We start from the raw sequence: 25,703 nt of genomic DNA on the forward strand, positions 1-25,703 counted from the left end.
GTTGCGCTCTACCAACTGAGCTATTTTCGCTTATCTTGTTTTAGTAAATTTGCAACTGATTTGTTTTTCATTTACGGGGGCAAAGGTACAAATTATTTTAAGAAAAGCAAAAAATAGGTGAGAAGAGGATGACAAAGAGGAAGGCTTACTTAAGGTATGATGGAATTGAAACCAGGAGAAGTTATTATGCTTCTCATATATTTCATTCGTTAGATGCAGAAAGAATTTAGTATAATAAAGTTATTTCTTTAAGAGAAAAAGTCTTTATAGTCCCTTGTTCCGTTTCTACAATTAATTTTCCAGAAGGTTCCATACCTCTTATAATGCCTGAAAAGTTCTTTTCTTGGCAAGAACGGAAAACGGATACTCTATTTAGTTGGAATAGATATTTCTGGTAAATAGTATAAACGCTTTCGAAAGACTGTTGAGGAAGTGTAGAAAGGTTTGATTCTAATTCAGAAAGGATTAGTTTCATCACTTGTTCTATTTCAAAATCTTTACCAGTTAAATTTTTTAAAGAAGAGGCTTTAGGTAAGCCATCGAAATTTGTTTGGTTAAGATTGAGCCCAATACCGATTACACATTTCTCAATTTTAGTTTTTTGAATAGTATTTTCTATTAATATTCCGCCTATTTTGTAACGTTGAGAAAGGATATCATTAGGCCATTTAATATTTATATTAGGAATGTTTAATTTCTCTAATACTTTCATTATTGCAATAGGTACAAGCATATTGAGCAAAAAAGCATCTTTTAAATCTAAATGCTCAGGAAGAAATAAAACACTAAAGGTAAGATTCTGATAGGGTTCACTTGTCCATTTTGTTCCGTATTGTCCTACACCTGCAGTTTGCTGAGGTGTCCAGACCACTAAAAAATTAGGAAGAGAATCCTGAATATGTATTAAATTTTTTAAGTACTGATTAGTAGAATCAATACTTTTTAAGGTAATGATGTTCATAAAAAGTAAAAAATAGTTATAAAAATTTGGTAGTATAAAAAAATGTAGTACATTTGCACCCGCAAAGTCAAAATAAGGCATAACAAAATAGATGGCGAGGTAGCTCAGGTGGTTAGAGCGTTGGATTCATAACCCAAAGGTCACGGGTTCAAATCCCGTCTTCGCTACTAAAATTGAACAAAAGAAAATGAGTGGTTTATATTCATAAATCACTCGTTTTTTTATGTCTGAATAATTTAGTGAAAATTAAGAAACGAAAATGCTATGAAAAACAAAAGTCTCTACACTAAGCCCTGAATTTACAATGCTAATAATGATGTTACCACTCGATAGAGGCGGGCTCAAAAATCGTGCCATTCAAGTAGTTACGAAAGAGTATGATGATTAACTTTCTTAATGATATTCTGCTTAATAGAACTTCCAATGGATTAGAAAGAAATAATACTACCTCAGTTTTTGGAAATGATACAAATTAGATTGCTGCTAACAGCGAATAAATTGGCTTGATAAATCTTAATAAGATAATATGAATACAAGAGTTGATAGAAATAAGCGATATGAGAATTTTATACTGTTTTTTGAGTTAGACGGGAATAGTGTTATGAAACTATCCTCTTCAGCTGCTATTGATGTTTGTAAAGAATGTACTCGTAGAGAGATGTATGTTTGGAGAATAGAAGGAGGCATTTGGCATAATCCTGGTTTTGAGGCTCGAATTGATTGTATTTGGGACAGCTGTTTTAACCCTAAAAGTAATTCCAATCCTTCCTTAGAATATAATAATAGATTAGCAGAAGAGTTTGTAAAAGAGGAAATGGATAGTTACGATGTTTTTATAGTAACTATTTATAAAGAAAATTTGTCCTAACACAAACTATTAGAATAAGATGAAAAAATATATATTTTTATACTTTTTTTGGCGAGTTAAAAATAATTCTTTACCTTTGTGGCATAAATAAATATAGCTACCTTGGCACTGAAACGACACTGGTGTATAACTACAAGCGGTATTATAGTCAGGAGAAGGAATTAAGTATAATAAAGGAGACTATTTTTATTTGGATAATTTTCACAAAGACTATTATGAGGAGTTTAATAGTAGTAATAAATCAAAAGCAGTAATAAATCTTGATGGGAATTTAAGTGAAAAAAACAAAAAAGCAAAAAAATGGAACAGAATATCAAGGACAATAATCTGATTATAAAGAATAAAAATGATTATAAAGAATAAAAATGATGATATAGAAGATACTTTTTGTTATAAATTGTTTGAAGAGCAGTATTTTGATACTGATAAATTAAAGGAACTTATCAATTATGCTTTATTCAATAAATTAGATGTCAAGGAAATTGGGATTTTAAAATGGATAATTAACTGTGTCGATAATTGCTTTATTTACCATAAAGACGTTGATGATTATTATCGTATAAAGAATTACTCAAAAGCAATTGAAAATGAATGGAACACGGATTGGAAGTTAAAATTAATAGATGTATTAGAAAAGAAATAATGTCCTCTATTACTACAGCTACGAGTGGAACGACAACGGAAGTTTAAAGAGTGTAATTGCCCCGACGGCCAAAAAGATAGAGTTCAAATATAAAATATTTGTTTTCTTTTAGCCCTTCGTAGGTGTTCTTTAGTCCTCCATAGGATAATTTTACACCAAATTACCACTTCAGAAGCCCTCCGTTGCAGTCTTGCAATGCTTCGTTGCAGTCCTGTAATGCTCCGTTGCAGTCTTGTAGTGCTCCGTTACAGTCTTGTAGTGCTCCGTTACAGTCTTGTAGTGCTCCGTTGCGGTCTTGTAATGCTCCGTTGCGGTGCATTTGAGGTCCGGAAGAGTAAAATTGAAGTCCGGAGGAGTAAAATTGAAGTCCGAAAGAGTAAAATTGAAGTCTGAAGGAGTAAAATTGAGGTTCGGAGGAGTAAAATTGAAGTCTGGAGAAGTAAAATTGAAGTCCGGAGAAGCAAAATTGAAGTCTGGAGGGGTAGAATTGAAGTTCGGAGGGTAACCTTGATACTGAAGAGGAAATTAAAAGCGTTATTATTAGATAAATATGGATTAATAGCACTATTAAACAGCTAATCATTATAGCTAAAAAATGTATAAAGATATAATACTAAATAAAATAAAATTTATACAAATTATGTTGGAGAAATATTTTGATAAATTAAATAATAGACCTGTTCGACAACGGAGTTATCGAACGTTGACGAGTTTTAAATCGTGCAAATAGCACGATTTAGAACATCGCATTTCAAGGTAACCTGTTCTGAAACTTCAGTTTCAGAACAAGTTTAATGTATCAGAGAAAAATTAAGGAAAATTTTTATGAAATTTAAAGAGGCGGTACAAATACTTGGCTATAAACTGGAAGAAAAATATAGGACTTTAGGTTTTAAATATAAAAAGTCTGACAGAACATTGACAATGCACAGCAAAAAATTCACCTATATGATTGCCTTTTTTTCATTTAGTGGGAACACAAATGAAAAAATTGATGTAGATGTATGCTACATTATCAATCGTCGTCCCTATGATCCAAGCCCCGATGCCGATAGCCAAGTTTTATATCATTCATTATGGAACAAGGGAGTGTATCTTGATATAGCGAATGAAGAAAAAATAGATACTGCTTATACCATTATCTGTAAATGGATGGATAAAATATTGATCGCAAAGCTGGATGAGCTTTGCGCTGCCGAATAAACAACCTCGAGACAGGTAACGATTATGATACAGGTAGAAAACATCATAAAAACATTGAAAGGAGACATTATGGATACAAGGTTAAATAAAAATAAAAAAGAACAAGTGCACGTAACAACATTTAGTAATTTAGGAAGAGGATAAATGGGAGTAGATAAATATATTGAGCTAATTACAAAGTTTACTGACAATACTATTGACGCAAAAGAATTTGAACAGTCTTTTCTTGAGATGTTTAAACAGAACAAGAAAAAATATCAGAATACTTTTTATGAATTAAAAAAAATTATTTGATATCCACCTACGAGCAAGAAAATTAAATTTTAAATGAAGGAAATAAACTATGGACGAGAGTACTGAAAAATGGGTGAAAAATAATCCTACTATTTTCGGAAAGATAGTAGCAGTTGTTATTTTTGTTTTTGGCGTTTGCCTCATTGTAGGCGCCGTGAGAGATTGGGATTGGCTGTATGCTGCCGATAAGCATTATCAAAACAATTGGGGAATGGGACAGATAAGTCGTTATTTAGGTCGTGGTAATGCTCGCATAATAGGCTTTATTGGCGGTATTTTCTTTACCGTTATCGGCGGTATTCTTATTTACGGTGCGTTTTTAAAATAAATTTATACCGAGCCGTGGTAAAAGAGACAGCGGAAGAAATATTGTCGAGTATCATTATTGTCATTCAGGATTTACTGCAAAGAAAGTTTGGGTTACAAGAGTGTATCAATAAGGGAATTATCAAAGGTGACCCCATAAAAGCAAAGGTAAAAATAATTAAAACACTTAATTTGGGATAAAAGTATTTAAAGCCGATATCAATTACTGTTTCTAATATTTTTTTAACATTTTATTTCTTCATTACAATTATCTTTCGTACTTTTACGCCCTAATTTTAACTAATTACTAATATTTGTATGGAAAAAATGATGTTATATCTACCGTTAGCCCTTGCAATTTTTGGGCTTATCTTTATGATTACAAAAGCGCTGTGGGTGAACAAACAAACCACAGGCAACGACCGAATGCAAAGTATTTCTAAAAGCATCAAAGAGGGTGCTATGGCATTCCTCAATGCTGAGTACCGTATTTTGGCACTCTTTGTGATTATTGCTTCTATTGCTTTATTTATCGTTTCTCGTATGGTAGAAACTTCTCACTGGCTTATTGTAGTAGCTTTTGTGTGTGGAGCTTTCTTCTCTGCCTTAGCGGGAAATATCGGGATGCGTATTGCTACCAATGCTAATGTACGCACTACCGAAGCGGCTCGCACTAGCTTGCCAAAAGCTTTGAGAGTATCCTTTGGAGGTGGTACTGTAATGGGATTAGGAGTGGCAGGTTTGGCAGTATTAGGCTTGAGTTTATTCTTCATCCTCTTTGTAAACACTTTTGTAGGAGGAGGCAAACCTTTCTACGACGAAATGACTCTTGTACTCGAAGCCTTAGCAGGTTTCTCACTCGGTGCTGAGTCTATCGCACTCTTTGCTCGTGTGGGTGGTGGTATTTACACCAAAGCTGCCGACGTAGGGGCTGACCTCGTAGGAAAAGTAGAAGCTGGTATCCCAGAAGATGACCCTCGTAACCCTGCTACTATTGCCGACAACGTAGGTGATAACGTAGGTGACGTAGCTGGTATGGGTGCTGACTTGTTCGGTTCGTATGTGGCTACTGTACTCGCTTCAATGGTATTGGGTAACTATGTGATTAAAGATATGGCAATCGCAAATGGTGGTACATTTACTGATGCCTTTGGTGGTTTAGGTCCTATTTTATTGCCGTTAGTAATTGCCGGTGTAGGTATCATTGCTTCTATCATCGGTACTTTCTGTATAGGCATTAAAAACAACGACGCTAAAGAAAAACAAGTACAAAGTTCACTAAATACAGGTAACTATGTAGCTTTAGGTCTTACTTTAGTAGCTTGCTTCTTCCTTATTAAATATATGTTACCAGAAACTATCCAAATGAGTTTCTTTGGTGAAGGAATGAAAGAAATTGCAAGTATCAATGTATTTTACGCAACTATCGTAGGTTTGGCAGTAGGCTTGCTCATTTCAGCTATTACTGAACACTTTACCGCTTTGGGTAAAAAACCGGTATTGAATATCGTACGCAATTCATCTACTGGAGCTGCTACTAACATTATTGCAGGTTTGGCAACTGGTATGAAATCTACCTTTGGTTCTGTATTGCTTTTTGCTGTAGCTATTTGGGGTTCTTACTCTTTAGCTGGCTTCTATGGTGTAGCAATTGCAGCATCAGCAATGATGGCAACTACTGCTATGCAATTGGCTATTGATGCTTTTGGTCCTATTGCCGATAACGCTGGTGGTGTAGCCGAAATGAGTGAATTGCCAAAAGAAGTACGCCAACGTACTGATATTTTAGACTCAGTAGGTAATACTACCGCTGCTGTAGGTAAAGGCTTTGCGATTGCTTCAGCAGCTCTTACCGCCTTAGCCTTGTTCGCTGCTTATGTGACCTTTACAGGCATTTCTGGTATCAATATTTTCAAAGCAAACGTATTAGCTGCCTTGTTTATCGGAGGTATGATTCCAGTAATTTTCTCAGCCTTGGCTATGCAATCAGTAGGGAAAGCTGCTATGGATATGGTGAACGAAGTACGTCGCCAATTCCGAGAAATCCCTGGTATTATGGAAGGTAAAGGTACTCCAGAGTACGGCAGATGTGTAGATATTTCTACCAAAGCTGCTTTGCGCGAAATGATGTTACCTGGTGCAATTACTATCATCACTCCTATTATTATCGGTTTTGTGATGGGTGCTGAAGCTCTTGGTGCTTATATGGCTGGTGTAGCTGTATCAGGAGTTGTATGGGCTATCTTCCAAAACAACGCTGGTGGTGCTTGGGACAATGCTAAAAAATCATTTGAAGCAGGTGTTGAAATCAACGGACAAATGACTTACAAAGGTTCTGACGCTCACAAAGCTGCCGTTACTGGTGATACTGTAGGTGACCCATTCAAAGATACTTCAGGTCCTTCAATGAATATTCTTATCAAACTCACTTGCTTGGTAGGTTTGGTAATTGCTCCTATCTTGGGCGGACATACTGCTGATGCTACAGGAACTCCTGTAGAAGCTCAAATCCGTCAAGGGGAAGGTGAGGGAGTGATGCCTATGGAAGAATTAATTGTTATTGAAGAAGGTAAACTCAACGCCGATGGTAACTTTGAGTACAATGTAGGTGATTTATTCCAATTGAGCCTTTTTGACAATACAATGTTAGAAGTAGGAAAGAACTCATCTGAAGCACACCTCGTGAAATTGATAGAAGATAAAAACCTTACTACTCCAGAACAGTTCAAAGATAACTGGATTACTTTGGATAGAACTTACTTCAAAACAGGTAGCGATGAACTTACTGAAGGTTCTGAACAACAATTAAAGAACATTGTAGCTATTTTGAAAGCTTATCCTAAAGCTACTATTCGTTTAGGAGGTTATACTGATAATACGGGTAGTGTTGAAGGTAACAAAAAACTTTCAGAAAGACGTGCTAATTCAGTGTTAAACAAATTGGTAGCATTGGGTGCTAACAAAGCTCAATTGAGCGCTCAAGGTTATGGTGCAGAACACCCTCTTTGTCCTGCTAACGATACTCCTGAGTGCAAAGCTAAAAACAGACGTATCGACATACGTTTGACTGCTAAATAACAAAATATTTTAGTTACTATATAACCTCAAAAGGGGTGTTTGAGGAACTTCTTCCTCGAACACCCCTTTTTATAATCACCTAAAAACTATGAAATTACCTTTATTTTCAGCAGCTATATTGCTCACTGCTTTTGTAGGCTGCAACGACTCAAAGACTTCAAAAATGACAGAGAATACAGATAACAATCCGCTATTGGTAGAAAGCATTTTACCTTATGGTGCTCCCGACTTCTCAAAAATTAAAGACGAGCATTACCGCCCCGCCCTGCTCAAAGGAATGGCTTTGCAAAACGAACGTATTGCCGCTATCGCTAATAACAACGAAACTCCTACTTTTGAGAATACGATTATCGCTTTAGAAAAAAGTGGGGTAGAATTAGAGCGCGCTTCAGCGGTATTCAATGCCTTAACTGAGGCAAATACTAATGATACCTTAAAAGTATTGCAAAAAGAACTATCACCTAAGTTTGCTGAGCACGCCGATGGCATTCATCTGAACGAAAAACTCTTTGCACGCATCAAAGCCTTATACGATAAACGTGAGAGCTTGAAATTAGATGCTGAATCGCTTAAATTGTTAGAAAATTACTACGAAGATTTTGTAGTAGCAGGTGCTAACCTATTGGCTACTGATAAAGAAACTCTTAAAAAGTACAATAGTGAGTTAGCTTCTTTAGAAACTGATTTCAACCAAACGCTTTTAGAAGGCTCGTTGGCAGCCGCTCAAACTATCAATGGTCAGAAAGTAGCGATTGTGAATACTACCCAGCAACCGCTCCTTAGTGAATTAGCCGACCGCAACGCTCGTAAACAATTGTTTGAAGCAAGCTGGAATCGCACCGATGGTGGAGCCCATAACACTAATGATATTTTAAAACGCATAGCCTTACTACGTGCTAAAAAAGCTGAACTCTTAGGCTTTAAAAACTATGCTCAATGGAGTTTGCAACGCACTATGGCAAAAACACCTGCTGCTATTGCTCAATTCTTTAAAGATTTAGTACCTGCTTCAGTAGGTAAAGCCAAAGCAGAAGCTAAAGAAATACAAGCACAAATCACTAAAATGGGAGGTAATTTTACTTTAGAGCCTTACGATTGGAATTTCTATGCCGAACAAGTACGCAAAGCTAAATACGACCTCGATGAGAATGAAATCAAATCTTATTTTGAATTGAAAAATGCTCTTGAAAATGGTGTATTCTATGCAGCTACCAAACTTTATGGCATTACCTTTAAAGAACGCAAAGATATACCCATATATCACCCCGATGTATTAGTGTATGAGCTTTTTGAAGAAGATGGTACTCCATTAGGACTTTTCTATGGCGATTTCTTTGCTCGTGAAAGCAAACTCGGTGGCGCGTGGATGAGCAACTTTGTAAACCAATCGAAGTTATTGGGTACTAAACCTGTTATTTACAATGTGTGTAATTATGTGAAACCTGCCGAAGGTAAACCTGCTTTACTTACTTATGACGAGCTTACTACGCTCTTCCACGAGTTTGGTCACGCATTGCACGGTTTCTTTGCTAACCAACAGTATGCAAGTTTATCAGGAACAGCAGTAGCACGCGATTTTGTGGAGTTTCCTTCACAATTCAATGAGCATTGGGCTTTGTATCCTGAGGTACTTAAAAACTATGCAGTACATTACGAGACTAAACAACCTATTCCGCAAGCGCTTATTGATAAGATAAAAAAAGCAAGTACCTTCAACGAAGGCTATGCCTTTACTGAAGTTTTGGCTGCTGCCAATTTAGACTTGCAATGGCATACTATTCCTTCGGATACTATCATCAATAATGTAAGTGATTTTGAGAAGAAAGCCCTTGAAAGAACAGGTTTATGGGTGAAAGAAGTGCCCCTAAGATACCGTTCGTCTTACTTTGCACATATTTTTGGCGGAGGCTATGGAGCAGGCTATTACTCTTACCAATGGACAGAAATGCTTTGCCACGATGCCTACCAATGGTTTGAAGAAAACGGCGGACTCACTCGTGCTAATGGACAACGTTTCAGAGATTTGATACTCTCCAAAGGAAATACAATGGACTACGAAAAGATGTATTTAGCCTTCAGAGGGAAAGCTCCTGCTATTGAACCACTACTCAAAGCACGTGGGTTGAAGTAACAAAAAAGCAGGTTATTGTAACCTGCTTTTTTGTTTTTTATAATATCTACTTTTATCCTCCAAACCAACCTTCACGGTCTAAACTACGATATTGAATAGCTTCGCCTATATGATGAGGTTGTACTTCTTCTGACTTTTCTAAATCGGCTATTGTACGCGCTACTTTTAAAATACGGTCATAGGCACGTGCAGAAAGATTGAGACGCGTCATAGCATCTTTTAGTAGGGTTAAAGAATCCGTATTTACTTTACAAAATTTCTGTATTTGTTTAGTATTCATTTGAGCGTTATAGTGAATATGTTCATATTCTTTAAAACGTTCAGTTTGGATATTTCGAGCATCTATCACCCGTTTACGGATATCACGACTACATTCACCTTTTCTATCATCTGAAAGTTTTTCAAAGGGTACAGGATTTACTTCTATATGAATATCTATTCTATCTAATAGAGGCCCTGAAATTTTACTTAAATAGCGTTGCATTTCAGCAGGTGTAGAAGTAACAGGAGCATCGGGGTCGTTAAAATACCCGCTCGGACTTGGATTCATACTTGCTACTAACATAAATGAAGCGGGATAAGTAACTGAAAACTTTGCTCTAGAAATAGTAACTTCTCTATCTTCTAAAGGTTGTCGCATTACCTCGAGAACAGCTCTTTTGAACTCTGGTAACTCATCAAGAAAAAGTACTCCATTATGTGCGAGAGATATTTCACCTGGTTGAGGGTAAGTACCTCCTCCTACGAGAGCTACGTCAGAAATAGTGTGATGAGGACTACGGAAAGGGCGATGGCTCATTAAGCCTGTGTCCTTAATGCGTCCTACTACACTGTGTATTTTAGTAGTTTCAAGAGCTTCGTGAAGTGTCATCGGAGGAAGAATGCTAGGTAAACGCTTAGCGAGCATTGTTTTTCCTGAACCAGGAGGGCCTATTAAAATAACATTATGTCCACCAGCAGCAGCTATTTCCATACAACGTTTTACAGTTTCTTGACCTTTTACATCTGCAAAGTCAAATTCAGGAGATTCTAAATCTCTGTAAAACTCTTTGCGTGTATCTATTTCGATAGGTTGTAATTCTTTTTCTCCATTAAAAAAATCTATGACTTCTTTTATATTTTCTACACCATAAACGTCCAAATTATCTACTATAGCAGCTTCTCTAGCATTCTGCTTAGGAAGAATAAATCCTTTGAATCCTTCTTTGCGTGCTTGAATAGCAATAGGTAGCGCCCCCTTAATGGGTTGCAAACCGCCATCTAAGGACAGTTCACCCATAATGATATATTTTTCTAATTCTTCACTTTGTATTTGCCCGTTAGCTGCTAAAATACCAATTGCAAAACTTAAATCATAGGCAGAACCTTCCTTACGCATATCGGCAGGAGCCATATTGATGGTTATCTTTTTACCTGGAATTTTATATCCATTGTTTTGCAGAGCAGCTGCTATACGATAATTACTTTCTTTAATAGCTATATCGGGTAATCCAACCAAATGATAGCCAATACCTTTATCGATATTTACTTCAATAGTAATTGTGCTGGCTTCTACACCAAATACAGCACTTCCGTAAATTTTTACTAACATTTCTGTGGTTAATTTTGTACAAAGGTAAAACATTCTTTGTAAATGAGCAATTTTATTTCAAAAAATAATCTGCAATATAGTTAACAAAAGTTCGAGATAAGTGAGAGTATAGCTCTTGCACTACAGGAAGCCGTAGCACGGCAAGGAATTACAAGGTAGATTAGAACTTTTACCAAAGATAAGAAAACGAAATTATAAATAACAAAGAAAGATACTTTTTGGTTGAAGGAATCTTATGGTTAGCTTATAGAGAGCTTATAGGAAGCTTATACGAATCTTGGAAGATTGGTATACAAAGACTATGTAAGTGACTAAAAATGAATAGTTAAGAGTGAAGAATTAGGGGTGATTTTAGAGTAATAAAACGAAATAAAAGCAAAGAAGAGATGAAGGAAGATTTCTTAGATAAAAATTGTAGCAACGCAAAGGAGATTGAAAAATAGTATTTTGTTGTTTCGAGCTGACGTTAAGTAAGTATATAAACAAAATAACGCAGGACGTAAATCCTGCGTTATTCCGAACATAAATTTTAATACAAAATGAAACAAATTCTCGTGATCACGACAGGATTCGAACCTGTGACCGTCTGCTTAGAAGGCAGATGCTCTATCCAGCTGAGCTACGTGACCTCTATTCCAAAAAAAATATTTCAAAAATGCCACACAAAAGGAAACATTTATGAAATATCTTATTTTGTCGGGGCGGCAGGATTCGAACCTGCGACCTCCTGGTCCCAAACCAGGCGCGATGACCGGACTACGCTACGCCCCGAAATTATATCTAACAATTTGTATTAGATGCGGAGAGACTGGGACTCGAACCCAGGCGACGGTTACCCGCCGACAGATTAGCAATCTGCTCCGTTACCACTCCGGCACCTCTCCAATTTTGAAAGCTCCTTTGCTTTTGCGGTTGCAAATGTATAACAACTTTTTATTCTGCACAAATATTTTAGAAACTTTTTTGTACATTTTTTATCAATCTAATAATTATCAAATACTTAAAAATAGTAAAATCTTCTTTATATCCGTCTATCTAGGAGGAAAAACAATACCATAACCTGTACCGTTATTAAAAGTTGCTCCTGAGGGAAGTTCCATTGAGGTGCCTGTGGGGGACCAATCCCATAGTTTTGTTTCATCATCTGTAATGGTATTAGAAGTTTTATTATATTTTTTACCATTGAGAGGATAATAAAGCAGTAAATCATTTGTGGGTTTAAGAGTACTCCACAACTGTATTTGTATTTCTTTTTGGGTTAGGGCTCGTTTCCACAAACGCACTTCTCTGAGAAGCTCATTAGCTCCCGCAAACCATAAATCTTTTACATAAATTCTACTATTAGTATTTGCTGTTTTAGAACCTACCTCTTTTCCTTCTACATATACACGCAGGGTATTGCCGTCACAGGTTACTGCAATAGGATACCATTTATTAGTTTGTGCCTTAAATACCTCAGCAGGTATTAATATTGAAATACCCGAAGCTTTTACGTCTAATTGATTGTTTGTAAAGCCTATCTCAACTTGATGAGTATTAGATGTTACTCCTACTATTGGGTTGCTTCCTATAAGATTTGAGCAATTAATTGTAGCTTCAAAAGTCCATTGAGGAAGCTCGTTATTAGATACAACTTCTCCCGTAGTAGCTTTTGTAGTTGCCATACTCAATACCTTTGTTCTTGTTTCTTTATGGACTACTAAAAGCAAACGGTCTTGTCCTGCAATAGCTTCAATATTATTTCTACCTCTTATTTGTATGGGTAGCGCATACACTTCGTTGTTAGGAAACGTTAGTTCACTAATGGTAATATCAATAGGAGTTTCTGTTTCATAAGTATTGAAGATAGCATTTTCATCAATACTATATTTATCAGTAGGTAAGAGTTTGTAATCCGTACCATATTGTGCATTATAGTCGGTTAAGGTTTGAGCATCACCTGTGATAAGTTGAGCTGATACTATCTTACCTGCAGCTCTTATCAGTTTCACCTTTAAGTTTTGAATCTTGTTATCTTGGTATTCTTGTACGTATACCTCAACGGTATTATTACCATCGAGAAATACTCCCTGATATACATTGGGAGCTTGAGGCGTTTTGTCGGTAGTTTCGTCTTGACAAGCTATTACACTTAGTAAGCCAAGTATTAAAAATATCTTTTTCATCTTTGTAGAATTTTAGAATTGCATTTTCACATTAAGTCCATAGCTTCTTATGGAAGGCAACATAAATTTGTCGTATCCACTGCCATAAGTACCTACAGAAGGCACTATTTCGGGGTCAAAAGGAGCTTTGTTATAGAGCATTAGCAGGTTATGACCTACTAATGACACACTGAGGTCTTTTAAGCCTTTTACAATGAATCCTTCTCTAAAATGATAGGTAAGGGCAGCTTCTTGTAGACGAATATTGGTAGCCGAATATTGATAATCAGAAGCCGTTCTATTAGCTATGAAAGTAGCATAGTTAGCTCGGTTATCGGCGGAGGCTTTAGACACCCCATAGCGATCGAAATAACGTTCTGTTTCTGAAAAAACTATTCCTCCCAAACGCGCTTTAAACAAGAAATTCAAATCGAAATTCTTATAGCTAATCTTTCCTTGCCAGCCTAATAGCCAATCGGGATTGGTAGAGCCTAATTTGTTGCCATTTGCATCGTATATATCACCTATTTCACCACCTTCACGTAAGGTATACATACCGTTGGCTATCTCGTGAGGTAAACTCACAATCTTGTTCTTATTAGTAGAAGCAACAAGCTGAGTTTCCCAATTTACCCCTTTAGAAGTATCAGGATAAGTATACCTTAAAGCAACTTCTACTCCTTGATTTTGCACTTCACCTGCTTGTTGCCATACAATAGGTACTAATTGATTATTAGTACGAGTATGATAGAAAGTAGTGTTAAAAGAAAGATTGTTAAACCATTGGGTATCTAATCCTACTTCATAAGAAGTAGTACGTTCTAAGTGTAAATCAGTAGGGTAGTTAGGCAAACTATACGCATCACCTAACCAAGCGCGAGACGTTTCAGCTACTCCTAAGCCCGCATAACTCATAGGAGCTGCTGCTTGACTATAGCCTCCACGCAATTTTGCATAACTTAATATATCTTTATCTATACCTATAAATTGATGTAACAAAGCTGAAACACCTACTGATGGACTGAAGACCATATTTTTACTTGTAGAAGGATAATCGGACGGTTTATCAGCACGACCTGTGAGAGTGAGATAAATCTTAGATTGCCAACCTATTTCAGCCATTGCAAAGAAGGCTGTGTTACTCCGTTTTCCCCACAATGGGTGGGTTATAGCTGTAGGAGTTGTGATATTGCTTTGAGTAAAATTATTTACGTTATGCAGATTACCTTTGTAACCTTCTACTTGAGTATTGTACCCTTCATACGAAGCTCCTAAATGAGCATCTAAACTGAAGTCATTCGATAGATTTTTATTGTAATGTAAGAGCACATCGGCATATTGTTGTTTGAAAGTCTCTTTCCAATGAGCATAATAACCATTAACGCCTGCATAAGCTAGAAGCGTAGAAGCATAACGCTTATCGTCCATTATAGAGGCTGTATTATCTATATGGAAGCGTGCTACTACGTCTAAATCTCCTATAATTTTATAGCTTACTTTGCCTGAAAACATATAGCGGTCTTTAGTAGTAGGACGTAAATTTCTGTACGCTATCCAATAAGGATTTTGGACATTTTTACCTAAGTTAGCCGGTGTATCGGGCGTACCTGAACCTGCAATCCAATATTGCTTAGCATAACCTGCGATAGCATCATAACGTTCAAAATAACGTTCTTGACCAAATTGTTCCCCTCTTGGGTATAAGTACAAGCCCACTATAGGATTGAAAGCGATACCAGAGGCTACCTGGTTGCGTTCATACTGACGGATATAATTCCCCGAAAGGTCTATTTGTAAAGCATCATTTAACAGAGAAGTAGTATTGTGCAAATAAGCATTATAACGGTTATATACGCTGTTGGGCACTATACCACCTGATTGTAAAGAAGCTAGCGAGGCGTAAGTTTTATTCTTACCTCCTTTAAAATCTATACCTCCTGAAATGCTTACTGCATTTTGGTACACGTGCCCAGTTTTATAAAAATCATTTATATTAAAAGAAGTACCCTTAGGCAGAGCACGAGTGGACAGTGAAGTAAATTGCCCTAACTCATTGCCATATGTTTCTTGAAACTTAGGTTTTGTGAGTTTATTTACAAACTCTATTGAAGAAGAAAGGTTAATTTTAAGTTGGTTACTTTCAGCTTTTTTAGTGCGAATGAGTACCACACCATTGGCAGCTGAAGCTCCATAGAGTGCTGTTGCTTGCGCTCCTTGTAATACAACTACTTCTTCAATATCCTCAGGATTAAGGTCGGAAATACCTTCACTGGTATCTCTACCATCGCCTCTAATACCTCTTTCAGCTTGGTTAGCTATAGGCATTCCGTCCACCACATAGAGCACATTATTATCGCCAAAAAGCGAACGAGCTCCGCGCATAGTAGCTTTAGTAGCCCCACCTATACCCGTAGCACTGCGCTGGATATGCAAGCCTGCAAATCTACCATCAAGGCTATTCACAAAATTCGCTTGCTTGACTTCTGTAAAGTTGTTATAAGTAGCATCACCATAAGACAAGGCTTCTCCTTTTTTTAAAATATCAAGTGCAGTTCTTTTTTTAACAAATGTATGACCATTAAAATCACAAAATGCAATTCTCTTCTGCTCCAGAGGTACACTAAAATGGATAGTTCTATTTTTCCCTTCTACTTTTCTCCGTTGAGTTAGATACCCTAGAAAGCTAAATTCAATAATGTCGCCCATTTTAGCTTTAATTTCAAACTTACCATCCAAATCAGTAGCTATTTCTTTAGTTACTTTATTGGAATGTGCATTTTTCACCACTACTAAAGCTCCCATAAGAGGATATCCATCCTCTTTATCTTTCACTACTCCAGTAATTGTTTTTATTTGTGCTTGTAGTCCTCCTGCCCATAGCAGTAGCAAACATACGAACCATTGCATATTTCTTTTCATAGTTAAATACATTACAATAACAATATACTCCGCAAAGGTACAATTTTTATTCACTTATACAAAATTTTTATACATTTTTTAAATATAAGTTTTATTACTAAATACGATTTTCAGGGATAGAACAAAGAAAGTAAGAGAGTAAGAAAACTAAGTTATTAGCATAGAAAACATTTTGCCTTATAAGAATCGTATTAAGACAATTACTTGTGAAAAAAGTTGATCCTCCAAAAGGCCTATCCCTAATTTTATATCTTGATTTCAAATTTTAATCATCTCAGATACTCGGCAGTGAAACTCTTCTTGTTTTTAGCCACTTCTTCAGGAGTACCAAAAGCTATTACTTCGCCACCTGCTTTACCCCCATCGTGTCCTATATCTATGATATAATCTACTTTTCTGATAACATCGAGGTTGTGCTCTATCACTAAAACAGTATTGCCTTTATCAACTAAACGATCGAGTACTTCGAGGAGTACCTTCACATCGTCAAAATGTAGCCCTGTGGTGGGTTCATCTAATATATAAAAAGTATTGCCCGTGTCTATTTTAGAAAGCTCTGTAGCTAACTTCACCCGTTGGGCTTCTCCTCCTGAAAGGGTAGTAGATTGTTGCCCTAAAGTGATGTAGCCTAAACCTACCTCTTCAATAGTTTTTAGTTTGCGGTATATTTTAGGGATAGGTTCAAAGAATTTTACTGCCTCACTTATGGTCATATCCAGCACATCGGCAATAGATTTCCCTTTGTATCGCACTTCAAGCGTCTCGCGGTTAAAGCGTTTGCCTTTACAGGTCTCGCAAGGCACATAGACATCGGGTAGGAAGTTCATCTCAATCACTTTTAAGCCAGAACCTTCGCAAGTTTCACATCTACCGCCTTTCACGTTGAAACTAAATCTACCTGGTTTGTAGCCACGTATTTGCGCTTCGGGTACTTGGGTGAAGAGGTTGCGTATCTCACTGAAAACACCTGTGTAGGTAGCAGGATTTGAACGTGGTGTACGCCCAATAGGTGATTGGTCGATATCGATTACTTTATCAATATGTTCTAAGCCCTCAATGCTTTTATAAGGCATCGGTTTTTTTACGCCATTGAAGAAATGAGCATTCAAGATAGGATACAGTGTCTCGTTAATAAGCGTTGATTTTCCACTTCCCGATACACCTGTTACCCCTATCATTACCCCTAAAGGGAACTTTACGGTTACGTTCTTCAAGTTATTGCCCGTACAGCCTTTTAGGATAATTTCTTTGCCGTTGCCTTTGCGCCTTTGGGTAGGTATTTCAATCTTCTTTCTCCCACTCATATAGTCGGCAGTGATAGTATTTGCTTTTAGTAACTCTTTAGGCGTTCCTTGAAAGATAATATTTCCTCCATTTATGCCCGCTTTAGGTCCTATATCTACTACATAATCGGCTTCTTGTATCATTTCTTCATCGTGTTCTACCACAATTACTGAGTTGCCAATATCTCTGAGCGATTTCAGCGAGTTGATAAGCCTTTTGTTATCTCGCTGATGCAAACCAATGCTAGGTTCATCGAGTATATAGAGTACCCCTGTGAGTTGAGAACCTATCTGCGTTGCCAGTCTGATACGCTGAGCTTCTCCTCCGGATAACGATTTAGAACTTCGGTTAAGAGCTAAATAAGTAAGCCCTACATCTATGAGAAATTGGAGTCGGGTGGTGATTTCTTTGATGATTTCTTCAGATATTTTGCGCTGTTTGGTAGAGAGATGCTCAGGTAGAGATTTGAACCACGCCAATAAATCTGTAATATCTAAGGCAGATAGTTCAGCTATATTTTTATCAGCTATTTTAAAGTAAAGCGCCTCTTTGCGCAAGCGAGTGCCGTGACATTCCTCACAAGGAATGGTATCCATAAACTCTTCAGCCCAGCGCTTGATAGCTACCATATCGGCATTTTCGTACTGACTTTTGATGAAGTTGATGATGCCTTCGAAATCAATTTCAAAATTGCGCGTAATACCTAATACATCCGATTTGATAGCGTATTTATCTTTACCACCATAGAGAATAATATCCATCGCTTCTTTAGGAAGTGTCTCAATAGGGTCGGAGAGTTTATGACCGAACTTTTGTACAATTAGCTCTAATTGTTTGAATATCCAAGTGTTCTTTTGCTCTCCTACTGCTGTAATCCCTCCGTTCTTGATAGAGATAGAAGAATCAGGGATAATTTTGGAGAGGTTGATTTCTTGCACTTCACCCAACCCATTGCAGTGCGGACACATTCCTTTGGGAGAGTTAAACGAGAAAGTATTAGGTTCAGGAAGAGGATATGAAATGCCCGAAGAAGGACACATCAAGTGTCTGCTGAAATAGTGAGCTTTTTTTTGGTCGTGTTCTAAAACCATTAGTACATCGTCGCCGTAGTTCATTGCAATTTTGATACTTTCTTGTAGGCGTTTTTGGGTGTCGTCAGTATCATCTATTTGCATACGGTCGATCACGATTTCAATATCGTGTGTTTTGTAACGGTCGAGCTTCATACCTTTTTCGATATCACGAATTTCGCCATCGGTACGCACTTTTACAAAGCCTTGTTTGGCAATCTGCTCAAAAAGCTCGCGATAATGTCCTTTTCTCGATTGAACCACGGGCGCTAATAGGTTAATGCGTTTGCCTTTGTATTCTTTGGTAATGAGTTCCTGAATTTGGCTATCGGTATAACTTACCATCTTTTCGCCTGTAGCATAGCTATAAGCATCGGAAGCACGGGCAAAAAGCAGGCGCAAGAAGTCGTAGATTTCGGTGATAGTACCCACTGTAGAGCGCGGTGATTTGGAGGTAGTTTTCTGTTCGATAGCAATCACAGGTGAGAGTCCGTCGATTTTATCTATATCGGGGCGCTCTAATCCCCCGAGAAACTGGCGAGCATAAGCCGAAAAAGTCTCGATATAACGGCGTTGTCCTTCGGCATAAATAGTATCAAAAGCCAATGAGGACTTGCCACTACCAGAAAGCCCAGTGAAGACTACAAGTTTTTCGCGGGGAATGGAAAGGTCTATATTTTTGAGGTTATGCACCCGTGCACCTTGAACTTCAAGTACATCAGTGGGAGCTACATTATTCGTTTTCTTTTTCATTTAGTGACTGTTATAGAGGCTACCATAAGTAGCCTATGATTAAATAATTAGACGATACTAATCTTTCTATGCATCTAATAACTGCATTACTTTTAAGGCTTGATACACAGTATTGATTCCTTCAAAAATAAGGAGCAAACGCAACCCGTTACGGGTTTCTTTCTCTTGCATACGACACTTGTTAGGGTAACGTTGTACAAAGAGTAGCACCTTTTGAAAACGTTCACTTTGGTAAAATGGACTGTTTTGGTCGGAGATAAAATAGCCTGTCATCTTACCGTTTTTCATCACGAGCTTTTCAATTCCCATACGGGTAGCCAACCATTTCACTCGGACACTGTTGAGCAAGTCGATAGCTTGGGGAGGAAGTTTACCAAAACGGTCGGTAAGATTGCGTTGGTATTGTTGCAAAGCTTCCTCATTAGGTAAATTACTCAGCTCGTTATAAAGATTGAGTCGTTCTGCCACTCTATTGACATAGGTATCGGGAAAGAGGAGTTCAAAATCGGTGTCTATTTGAGTATCGGTGAGGTAAGTTTTATCTTCTTCGGAAGTGTGATATAGTTCTGAGAACTCATTTTCTTTGAGCTCTACTATAGCTTCTTGCAATATTTTCTGATAAGTTTCGAAGCCTAACTCATTGATAAATCCACTTTGTTCCCCGCCTAAGAGGTCACCAGCTCCACGAATTTCCAAATCCTTCATAGCAATATTTAACCCGCTTCCTAAATCGGAGAACTGAGCTATAGCTTCAATACGCTTGCGGGCATCATCACTCATCGCTACCAACGGAGGGGTGATGAAGTAACAAAATGCTTTTTTATTACTTCTACCTACACGTCCACGCATTTGGTGTAAATCGGATAAGCCAAAATTATGTGCATTATTGATAAAGATGGTATTAGCATTGGGTACATCTAAACCATTTTCAATGATAGTAGTAGCTACTAATACATCGTAAGCACCATCCATAAAGGCTAACATTGTTTCTTCTAATTTTTTTCCGTCCATTTGTCCGTGACCAATGGCTATACGCGCATCGGGTAATAGGCGTTGAATCATACCTGCTACTTCCTGAATATTCTCTACACGGTTGTGCATAAAGAACACTTGTCCGCCTCGCTGAATTTCATAACGAATACCATCGCGTATTATCTCTTCGCTGAAAGGTACTACTTGAGAATCGATAGGGTAGCGGTTAGGGGGTGGTGTATTGATTACTGATAGGTCGCGGGCTGCCATTAAGCTGAACTGTAAGGTTCGAGGGATAGGTGTAGCAGTGAGGGTGAGCACATCGAGGTTTTCTTTGAGAGTTTTGAGCTTATCCTTTACGCCTACACCAAACTTTTGCTCTTCGTCTACTATCAGTAGACCTAAATCTTTATAAGCTACTTTTTCGCCTACTATTTGATGAGTTCCGATGATGATATCTAATTGACCATTTGCCAGTTCTTCTAAGATAGTTTTCTTTTCCTTAGCTGTGCGGAATCGGTTAAGATAATCGATGCGCACAGGGAAGTCTTTCATACGCTGACTAAAGGTTTGAAAGTGCTGAAAAGCGAGTACCGTAGTAGGAACCAATACCGCTACCTGCTTGCCGTTGTCTACCGCTTTGAAGGCAGCACGAATAGCTACTTCGGTTTTTCCAAACCCAACATCGCCACACACCAACCTGTCCATAGGTTTTGGGCTCTCCATATCAGCTTTTACCTCGGCAGTAGCTTTGCTTTGGTCGGGTGTATCTTCATATAGGAAAGAGGCTTCCAGTTCGTTCTGCATATAGCTGTCGTGAGAGTATGCATACCCTTTAGATTCTTTACGTTTAGCATACAACTGAATCAAGTTGAAGGCTATTTCCTTCACTCTTGTTTTTGTCTTCTGCTTGAGTGCCTTCCAGGCTCCAGAACCTAATTTGTATATCTTGGGTGGCTTGCCGTCCTTACCGTTATATTTAGTGATTTTATGTAGGGCGTGAATGCTTACAAATAGGACATCGCGGTCGCCGTAAATCAGTTTGATTGCCTCTTGTTGCTTGCCTTCAACCTCTATCTTCTGTAATCCAGCAAACTTACCAATACCGTGGTCGATATGGGTTACATAGTCGCCTACTTCTAATTGCATTAACTCTTTGAGCGTAATCGCTTGCTTTTTAGCATATCCGTTCTTCAGCTGGAATTTGTAGTAACGCTCAAATATTTGATGGTCAGTAAAGATATTCAGCTTGTGCTCATTATCTATAAAGCCCGCGTGTAGAGAAAACAGTAGTGTTTGGTAATGCACTTTTTGTTCCATCTCCTCAAAGATATCGTGGAAGCGTTTGGCTTGTTGCTCACTACCACAGAGGATATAGTTTTGGTATCCCTCAGTATGTTTATCGTTTAAATAACTGATAAGAAGTTCGAATTGCTTGTTGAATGAGGGCTGTGGTGTAGTGCGGAAAACAATCTCTTTTTCACCTTTGGAGAAAGATGAGGGAAGATTTATATTTATTTGCTGAAATCTCCCCATTTGGTTTAATAAATCTTCTGATTGACAATATAGCACATCGGGAGTACTGTGTTTTACTTCATTAGGGAGCTTTTCGTAAATGTCAGTAGCTTTAGTGAAGAGTTTGTCGATTTTTGCTCCAAAAGTAGATGTTTCCTTAGATATTAAAAGAGTCTGTTCGCTGATATACTCTAAAAATGACTGACGTACCTCATTACCTTCTTTGTTTTCGACGTTAGGGATAATGGTAATCTTAGAAAGCTGTGTTGTTGAGAGCTGTGTTTCGACATCGAAGGTGCGAATACTTTCTACTTCATTGCCAAAGAATTCAATGCGGTAAGGTTCGTTATTTGAGAAAGAAAAAACATCAACAATCCCCCCGCGTACTGAAAACTCGCCAGGTTCGGTTACAAAATCAGTACGATTGAAATTATAGGAGAAAAGCACTTCGTTCAAGAGTTCAATGGTTAGTTGGTCTCCTTTGCTAATCTTTAAGGTATTTTGCTCCAATTGCTTACGAGTGATAACTTTCTCGAAGAGCGCTTCGGGGTAGGAAACTACTATCAGAGGTTGCCCACTATTGCTCAGCCGATTAAGCACTTCAGCACGCAGTAACACGTTGGCATTATCGGTATCTTCAATTTGATACGGGCGGCGATAGCTATCAGGAAAGAAGAGTACTTGTTCGCCTACTAAGGTCTCTAAGTCGTTTAACAAATAGGCACTTTCTTCTTTGTCGGGCAAGAGCACCAATAGCGGACGCTTGGTATTAGTATAAACATTAGCTATGAGTAAGGACAGAGAAGCCCCTGCCAAACCATTGGCAACGGTATTATGATGTGCTTTAATTTCAGTTAATAAACTTTTATAAGTACTATTTTCTGCAAATAATTGTAATAACTCTTTCACAAATAGGGATTATGATTACAAAGTGCAAAGGTACGCATAAATTAGGAATTAACAACTAATTCATTACAGTTGTTATAAGCTATTTTTTGCATATACAAAAGTTCTTCCAAAACCTTATTGATATCTTTTTCAGGGAACGGCAATGCGATAAGGAGCTCATTGGGGGTTATAGGTTTAGACTTCAATAAACTCCAAACCGCTTTTTTAACCTCTTTTTTATCAACTTTAGAAGGAGGTAGTTTGGCAATACAATTTGAACATACTCCACAAGGCTTTTCGGATTTTTCACCGAAGTATTCTAAGAGCTGAATGTTGCGACAAGTATCCTCATTTTGAAGATAGCGGAATACTGCTTCTTGCAAGCTTAGCTTGGTGTGATTGTACTCTTTTAAGTTTTTAGAAATACTATTGATAGTGCGATCATCATCACGAGGCACATTAAAGACAATTTGAATATCAGAAGCTTCGTTTTTTAAGATAGCCATTCCATCGTTGTGCAAATGTTCTAAATTCTTGATGATATCACGATAGTCGAGCTCTGTGAGTTCAGTGATTTTTTCCATCTCCAAAGCTATAGGCTGACTGTAGATAAGAGGGTAAGACCTTATGAGATAGATAACAAGATTTTTTAGATAACGATGCGTTTGTAAATAAGTAATAAGCTGAGGGGCAGGTGCTGTAATATGCAAAGTAACCTTCTTGTAAAATTGCTGGCTGAGTGAAATAATAGACATTCGGTCTAACACCTGCAAACCATTATAGGACTTTATAGGCGATAGCTGATAACGCTTCCAGAAATCGGGGAAGAAGAAACTAAAAACCCCTTCTTGTCCTTCACCTATTGCTATTTGAAAATAAGCATTAAGTTTCGCATAAAGTAGCTTGAGAAAAGGAATGTCTACCAAGTAATCTTTTAGCAGTTTATTAGCATTCTCAACGTCGATTTTACCATAAAATAGGATAGCTTCGGCTGGATTACCATCGCGACCTGCGCGTCCAGCCTCTTGAAAATAGTCCTCTAAGGTTTGAGGTATATCCCAATGAATTACGAAACGCACATCAGGTTTGTCTATCCCCATTCCGAAAGCATTGGTAGCTACCATTACACGCACATCGTTGAGCAACCACATACTGAGCTTTTGATTCTTTTCTTCGGCAGGAAGACCTCCGTGAAAATAGGCTGCTGAGATACCGTGATTCTGCAATAGTTCAGCCAATTGTATGCAACCATTTCTGCTGCGCAAGTATACGATAGCACTTCCTTCGGTCTTTCTTAACAGTTGTAGTAACTCGTGCCATTTATCGGAAACCTTATACACTTTGTAAGCAATATTAGGGCGTGCTAAAGAAGTACTGATAACAGTAGCATTTTCTATACCTAAATGATGTAAGATATCTTGCTGTACTTGACGCGTTGCCGAAGCTGTGAGCGCCAATAATGGGACGTTAGGAAATTCTTCTTTCAGCCATTTACACTGTAAATAAGCAGGACGAAAATCTTTACCCCAATGTGATACACAATGTGCTTCGTCTATCACTATTAAGTTAATAGACATTGCTTTGAGATAAGAGCGCACCAATTCCTGTTGCAGACGTTCAGGGGACAGGTATAAGAATTTGTATTGCCCATAGAGAGCATTGTTTAGCAAGCGTTCCAACTCAGAGTAGGGGAGACCTCCCGATAACGATAGTGCACGTATTTCTCTATTTTTAAGCGCCTCTACTTGGTCTGTCATTAGGGCTACTAAGGGAGAAACAACTATACAGATGCCTTCTTTCATCATAGCAGGCACTTGAAAAGTAATAGACTTTCCTCCACCCGTAGGCAATAAGGCTAAGGTATCTTTTCCGGATAATACCGAGTTGATAACAGCTTCTTGAGAGTTGCGAAAACCATCGTACCCCCAATACTTTTTGAGTATGTACAGAGGTTCATTCTCCATAAATACTACTGCTTATAACCTTTGTATGCTGGACGCACCAATTGAGGAAAATCAATAAACGGATTACGGTTACCTTGTGCCTTTTCAATCACATTGTTACGCTGACGTTCAAAGTCAGAAACAGGGTCTTCGTCATTCCATTTTAGGAACATTTCAACACCTCCGGTACTAATTTCATTATTTAAAGGTTCGTGATAGCGTAAGTTTAAATACAATACCATTCGCGCTACATCGCCTTTCCATTCATCACCAGGATACCACGTTTTATTACTAAGTTTAGCATTGCCCTTTCCTTCAGTAAATGGATAGTTTCCTCTGCGAGAATTGACACTCTTATCACATACCCTTAGGTGATGTAAGTCTCCTTTGGCATTATTTTCTATTTTAGACTGAGGGTAGATATGCTCTGTATTAAAAGTAGTGGGACTATATCCTTTATTACCTTCGTACTCTTTCCAGAAACGTTCTTCTCCTGTATAAACCAGTACAACATTTTGGGGATTTTTAAGGCTTGCATCGGCTTTATAAAGATATTTATGGCGCTCACCATAGCCTAATTGATTTTTATGCTTACTAATAGTAAGAACTGCTAAATCATCATACAAAGCTGTCCCCGTTTTAGTGAAATCAAACCCTTTATAGTAAGTTTTTAACTCCTCGGGTACTGTAATCTTTACAGGAGGGATGGGCTCCTCAGTAGTGGGAGTAGTGGTGGTAGGAGGGTTAGGAGCAGGAGGTACAACAGGGAGAGGTTGTGCTTGGTCATCATTTTTGCAAGCTAACAAGAGCATTACGAATAATAAAACATAAATTCTTTTCATATGTATTTAATTTTTAGTTATTTGCTTACACGAAAAAGCTAACTTTAGCATTAGTAACGTTTTTCAATAGTACATTCTCATCTTGATGTGTAATATCAGTACTGAAAACAGACTGTTGCATTATACTTCTTTATTTCTTATTTTCATTAAATGATAGTGCAAAGGTACGAAGTAATTATTAAATAAGCAAATATTGATTAATGGTTAATGGTGAATGGTTAAATTAAGAAGGCTTATAAGATAAACGAACAACAGGCGAAGGAAGAGTGGGTCTACAGTGGCTCTACAGTGGCTCTAC

General features: G+C 37.7%; 16 protein-coding genes and 4 tRNA genes. 8 read left to right on the top strand and 12 right to left on the bottom strand.

Annotated elements, in window-relative coordinates; all coding sequences use genetic code 11:
* Window positions 1-226: 226 nt before the first annotated feature.
* The gene (locus tag HMPREF9072_RS05670; RefSeq protein WP_034566238.1) at window positions 227-961 is read right to left on the bottom strand and encodes a biotin--[acetyl-CoA-carboxylase] ligase; all 735 of its coding nucleotides are present in this window, start codon (window positions 959-961) and stop codon (window positions 227-229) included.
* Window positions 962-1,054: 93 nt separating this feature from the next.
* On the opposite strand from HMPREF9072_RS05670, the gene HMPREF9072_RS05675 reads away from it, so the two are divergent.
* From HMPREF9072_RS05675 to HMPREF9072_RS05685, 3 genes are all read left to right on the top strand, one after another.
* A tRNA-Met gene (locus HMPREF9072_RS05675) sits at window positions 1,055-1,128 on the top strand.
* 359 nt (window positions 1,129-1,487) lie between these two features.
* Complete coding sequence (locus tag HMPREF9072_RS05680; protein ID WP_002671873.1) at window positions 1,488-1,829, top strand: colicin transporter; 342 nt, start codon at window positions 1,488-1,490, stop codon at window positions 1,827-1,829.
* A gap of 346 nt (window positions 1,830-2,175) precedes the next feature.
* Window positions 2,176-2,472 (top strand): hypothetical protein, encoded by a 297-nt coding sequence (locus HMPREF9072_RS05685; RefSeq protein WP_009750452.1) that lies wholly within the window; start codon window positions 2,176-2,178, stop codon window positions 2,470-2,472.
* 160 nt (window positions 2,473-2,632) lie between these two features.
* Here the strand turns inward: HMPREF9072_RS05685 and HMPREF9072_RS12275 are convergent, their stop codons facing one another.
* Window positions 2,633-2,791 (bottom strand): hypothetical protein, encoded by a 159-nt coding sequence (locus HMPREF9072_RS12275; protein WP_009750453.1) that lies wholly within the window; start codon window positions 2,789-2,791, stop codon window positions 2,633-2,635.
* A gap of 506 nt (window positions 2,792-3,297) precedes the next feature.
* On the opposite strand from HMPREF9072_RS12275, the gene HMPREF9072_RS05695 reads away from it, so the two are divergent.
* The 5 genes from HMPREF9072_RS05695 to HMPREF9072_RS05710 all read left to right on the top strand — a co-directional run bounded on the left by HMPREF9072_RS05695 (window position 3,298) and on the right by HMPREF9072_RS05710 (window position 9,484).
* Window positions 3,298-3,675: a hypothetical protein gene (locus tag HMPREF9072_RS05695; RefSeq protein WP_009750455.1), complete on the top strand. Its 378-nt coding sequence runs from the start codon at window positions 3,298-3,300 to the stop codon at window positions 3,673-3,675.
* Window positions 3,676-3,819: 144 nt separating this feature from the next.
* On the top strand, window positions 3,820-3,969 hold the full coding sequence (locus HMPREF9072_RS12640) for a colicin immunity domain-containing protein (RefSeq protein WP_009750457.1): 150 nt from the start codon (window positions 3,820-3,822) through the stop codon (window positions 3,967-3,969).
* Between the two features lie 49 nt (window positions 3,970-4,018).
* Complete coding sequence (locus HMPREF9072_RS05700) at window positions 4,019-4,297, top strand: hypothetical protein (RefSeq protein WP_009750458.1); 279 nt, start codon at window positions 4,019-4,021, stop codon at window positions 4,295-4,297.
* Window positions 4,298-4,593: 296 nt separating this feature from the next.
* A complete protein-coding gene (locus HMPREF9072_RS05705; protein ID WP_009750460.1) occupies window positions 4,594-7,353 on the top strand; it encodes a sodium-translocating pyrophosphatase in 2,760 nt (919 codons plus the stop codon).
* Between the two features lie 88 nt (window positions 7,354-7,441).
* Window positions 7,442-9,484, top strand: coding sequence for a M3 family metallopeptidase (locus tag HMPREF9072_RS05710; RefSeq protein WP_009750461.1), 2,043 nt, complete (start codon window positions 7,442-7,444; stop codon window positions 9,482-9,484).
* Between the two features lie 52 nt (window positions 9,485-9,536).
* Here the strand turns inward: HMPREF9072_RS05710 and HMPREF9072_RS05715 are convergent, their stop codons facing one another.
* From HMPREF9072_RS05715 to HMPREF9072_RS05760, 10 genes are all read right to left on the bottom strand, one after another.
* Complete coding sequence (locus tag HMPREF9072_RS05715; protein ID WP_034566225.1) at window positions 9,537-11,075, bottom strand: YifB family Mg chelatase-like AAA ATPase; 1,539 nt, start codon at window positions 11,073-11,075, stop codon at window positions 9,537-9,539.
* A gap of 555 nt (window positions 11,076-11,630) precedes the next feature.
* Window positions 11,631-11,704: transfer RNA gene (locus tag HMPREF9072_RS05720), tRNA-Arg, on the bottom strand.
* 67 nt (window positions 11,705-11,771) lie between these two features.
* Window positions 11,772-11,846: transfer RNA gene (locus HMPREF9072_RS05725), tRNA-Pro, on the bottom strand.
* Window positions 11,847-11,875: 29 nt separating this feature from the next.
* A tRNA-Ser gene (locus HMPREF9072_RS05730) sits at window positions 11,876-11,959 on the bottom strand.
* A gap of 147 nt (window positions 11,960-12,106) precedes the next feature.
* The gene (locus HMPREF9072_RS05735) at window positions 12,107-13,240 is read right to left on the bottom strand and encodes a DUF1735 and LamG domain-containing protein (protein WP_009750463.1); all 1,134 of its coding nucleotides are present in this window, start codon (window positions 13,238-13,240) and stop codon (window positions 12,107-12,109) included.
* A gap of 12 nt (window positions 13,241-13,252) precedes the next feature.
* A complete protein-coding gene (locus HMPREF9072_RS05740; protein WP_034566240.1) occupies window positions 13,253-16,138 on the bottom strand; it encodes a TonB-dependent receptor plug domain-containing protein in 2,886 nt (961 codons plus the stop codon).
* A 269-nt stretch (window positions 16,139-16,407) separates the two neighbouring features.
* Window positions 16,408-19,245, bottom strand: a complete 2,838-nt coding sequence (gene uvrA / locus HMPREF9072_RS05745; RefSeq protein WP_009750465.1) for an excinuclease ABC subunit UvrA — start codon at window positions 19,243-19,245, stop codon at window positions 16,408-16,410.
* A gap of 66 nt (window positions 19,246-19,311) precedes the next feature.
* Window positions 19,312-22,641 (bottom strand): transcription-repair coupling factor, encoded by a 3,330-nt coding sequence (gene mfd, locus HMPREF9072_RS05750; RefSeq protein ID WP_009750466.1) that lies wholly within the window; start codon window positions 22,639-22,641, stop codon window positions 19,312-19,314.
* A 41-nt stretch (window positions 22,642-22,682) separates the two neighbouring features.
* Entirely contained in the window at window positions 22,683-24,584 is a 1,902-nt protein-coding gene (locus tag HMPREF9072_RS05755) for an ATP-dependent DNA helicase RecQ (protein WP_009750467.1), read from the bottom strand.
* Window positions 24,585-24,589: 5 nt separating this feature from the next.
* The gene (locus tag HMPREF9072_RS05760; RefSeq protein WP_009750468.1) at window positions 24,590-25,405 is read right to left on the bottom strand and encodes an endonuclease I family protein; all 816 of its coding nucleotides are present in this window, start codon (window positions 25,403-25,405) and stop codon (window positions 24,590-24,592) included.
* Between the last annotated feature and the right edge of the window lie 298 nt (window positions 25,406-25,703).

The sequence above is a fragment of the Capnocytophaga sp. oral taxon 324 str. F0483 genome (assembly GCF_000318315.2).
Taxonomy (GTDB): domain Bacteria; phylum Bacteroidota; class Bacteroidia; order Flavobacteriales; family Flavobacteriaceae; genus Capnocytophaga; species Capnocytophaga ochracea.

Excerpts from the sequence above, each read along its gene's own strand:
- HMPREF9072_RS05670 (WP_034566238.1), bottom strand. The coding sequence starts at position 961 with ATGAACATCATTACCTTAAAAAGTATTGATTCTACTAATCAGTACTTA.
- HMPREF9072_RS05680 (WP_002671873.1), top strand. The coding sequence starts at position 1,488 with ATGAATACAAGAGTTGATAGAAATAAGCGATATGAGAATTTTATACTG.
- HMPREF9072_RS05685 (WP_009750452.1), top strand. The coding sequence starts at position 2,176 with ATGATTATAAAGAATAAAAATGATGATATAGAAGATACTTTTTGTTAT.
- HMPREF9072_RS12275 (WP_009750453.1), bottom strand. The coding sequence starts at position 2,791 with ATGCACCGCAACGGAGCATTACAAGACCGCAACGGAGCACTACAAGAC.
- HMPREF9072_RS05695 (WP_009750455.1), top strand. The coding sequence starts at position 3,298 with ATGAAATTTAAAGAGGCGGTACAAATACTTGGCTATAAACTGGAAGAA.
- HMPREF9072_RS12640 (WP_009750457.1), top strand. The coding sequence starts at position 3,820 with ATGGGAGTAGATAAATATATTGAGCTAATTACAAAGTTTACTGACAAT.
- HMPREF9072_RS05700 (WP_009750458.1), top strand. The coding sequence starts at position 4,019 with ATGGACGAGAGTACTGAAAAATGGGTGAAAAATAATCCTACTATTTTC.
- HMPREF9072_RS05705 (WP_009750460.1), top strand. The coding sequence starts at position 4,594 with ATGGAAAAAATGATGTTATATCTACCGTTAGCCCTTGCAATTTTTGGG.
- HMPREF9072_RS05710 (WP_009750461.1), top strand. The coding sequence starts at position 7,442 with ATGAAATTACCTTTATTTTCAGCAGCTATATTGCTCACTGCTTTTGTA.
- HMPREF9072_RS05715 (WP_034566225.1), bottom strand. The coding sequence starts at position 11,075 with ATGTTAGTAAAAATTTACGGAAGTGCTGTATTTGGTGTAGAAGCCAGC.
- HMPREF9072_RS05735 (WP_009750463.1), bottom strand. The coding sequence starts at position 13,240 with ATGAAAAAGATATTTTTAATACTTGGCTTACTAAGTGTAATAGCTTGT.
- HMPREF9072_RS05740 (WP_034566240.1), bottom strand. The coding sequence starts at position 16,138 with ATGAAAAGAAATATGCAATGGTTCGTATGTTTGCTACTGCTATGGGCA.
- uvrA (WP_009750465.1), bottom strand. The coding sequence starts at position 19,245 with ATGAAAAAGAAAACGAATAATGTAGCTCCCACTGATGTACTTGAAGTT.
- HMPREF9072_RS05755 (WP_009750467.1), bottom strand. The coding sequence starts at position 24,584 with ATGGAGAATGAACCTCTGTACATACTCAAAAAGTATTGGGGGTACGAT.
- HMPREF9072_RS05760 (WP_009750468.1), bottom strand. The coding sequence starts at position 25,405 with ATGAAAAGAATTTATGTTTTATTATTCGTAATGCTCTTGTTAGCTTGC.